2 protein-coding genes and 1 pseudogene (1 of these 3 only partly in view) are annotated in these 1,593 nt (G+C 39.4%); 1 reads left to right on the plus strand and 2 read right to left on the minus strand.

What is annotated here, in order from left to right:
• The coding region (locus L652_RS01000000123715) for a PLP-dependent transferase (RefSeq protein WP_033013428.1) at positions 1-186 on the minus strand (186 nt) is incomplete at its 3' end.
• A gap of 289 nt (positions 187-475) precedes the next feature.
• Here L652_RS01000000123715 and metJ point away from each other — a divergent pair.
• Entirely contained in the window at positions 476-796 is a 321-nt protein-coding gene (metJ, locus tag L652_RS0111605; RefSeq protein ID WP_002958371.1) for a met regulon transcriptional regulator MetJ, read from the plus strand.
• A gap of 63 nt (positions 797-859) precedes the next feature.
• Here metJ and L652_RS01000000123720 read toward each other — a convergent pair.
• Positions 860-1,593 (minus strand): annotated as a pseudogene (locus L652_RS01000000123720) (malic enzyme-like NAD(P)-binding protein); it runs 521 nt beyond the window's last position.

Raw genomic sequence — 1,593 nt, forward strand, 5'->3', positions numbered from 1 at the left:
AAGCGTCTCTGCTAAAATATCACGATTAGGGTTACCACTGCGGCCATAATCATACTCACGCTTAGTATCAAAGTCGGAAAACGAATAAGTCGTTGATAAATAAATTGGCGGCACCACTGCACCATGATGTTTATCAGCATCAACGCCGTTACGTACAGCAATGGTCGCTTTGTTTTTTTCGCTCATATTCGTCACCTGATTAATTTGGATGTTTAGACGTCTAAAAGAGTAAGTTATCCGTTTTAATAAGTCAAAGGATTTTAAAGCTCTAGATGGCTAAAGTTAGGAAAGGCGTTTGCTAGTATCACATTTTAGCTCACAAAAGTGAGCTTATTTTTACATCCCAAATAGGCTTATTAAGATAGATCGGTATCTATTATTTGACTATCTTTTTTAAATCGATAGAATTTCACGCATATTTACACGCTTTTTATACCGTGTGAGAAATTAATAATCTGAGGCAACGATACATCTTATGGCTAAATGGAATGGTGAGTATATTCACCCATACGCAGAACACGGGAAAAAATCAGAGCAAGTTAAAAAGATCACCGTTTCGATCCCGCTAAATGTATTAAAAGTTTTAACGGATGAGCGTACGCGTCGTCAAATCAACAACCTTCGCCATGCAACAAATAGTGAATTGCTATGTGAGGCGTTTTTGCATGCCTTTACTGGTCAACCTTTACCAAATGACGATGACCTACGTAAAGACAACGCAGAAAAAGTACCAGAAGAAGTTAAAAAGATAATGCAAGAAATGGGTTTAGAAGTGCCTATTTTAAACGAAGAATAAATCGTTACCTTTTTAATCAAAAAACCTCAGCATTGCTGAGGTTTTTTGTTTAAGCGTTATATATTACGCCATATAATTTTCAGGCAAGTCAATTTGCGCAACACCCGACTCTACCGCAGCAAGTGCTACAGCTTTAGCTATACGCGGTAGTAAACGCGGATCCATTGGTTTTGGAATAATATACTGCGCACCAAACTCTAGCTTATCTACGCCTGCGGCTTTTAAAACTTCTGCAGGTACAGGCTCTTTGGCAATACTACGAATAGCCTCAACTGCAGCAATTTTCATTTCATCGTTAATCGCGCTTGCACGTACATCAAGTGCACCACGGAAAATAAACGGAAAACATAAAACATTGTTAACCTGGTTAGGGTAATCAGAGCGCCCTGTTGCCATAATTAAATCGTTGCGTGCGCCGTGAGCAAGTGCAGGATCGATCTCTGGATCTGGGTTTGAACATGCAAACACGATCGGCTTTTCTGCCATTAGTTTTAAATCTTCGGCAGCTAACAAGTTAGGACCCGAAACACCAACAAACACATCAGCATCTGCAATTACATCTTGCAATGTGCGTTTATCGGTATTGTTAGCAAAAAGCTGTTTATATTCGTTTAAATCATCGCGACGAGTATGAATAACACCTTTGCGGTCAAGCATATAAATGTGTTCACGCAGTGCACCACACTTAATTAACAATTCCATACACGCAACTGCAGCAGCGCCTGCACCTAAACATACAATTATTGCATCTTCAATTGATTTACCTTGTACTTCTAGTGCATTTAACATGCCGGCAG

The organism is Pseudoalteromonas sp. TB25 (genome assembly GCF_000497995.1).
GTDB classification, from domain to species: domain Bacteria; phylum Pseudomonadota; class Gammaproteobacteria; order Enterobacterales; family Alteromonadaceae; genus Pseudoalteromonas; species Pseudoalteromonas distincta.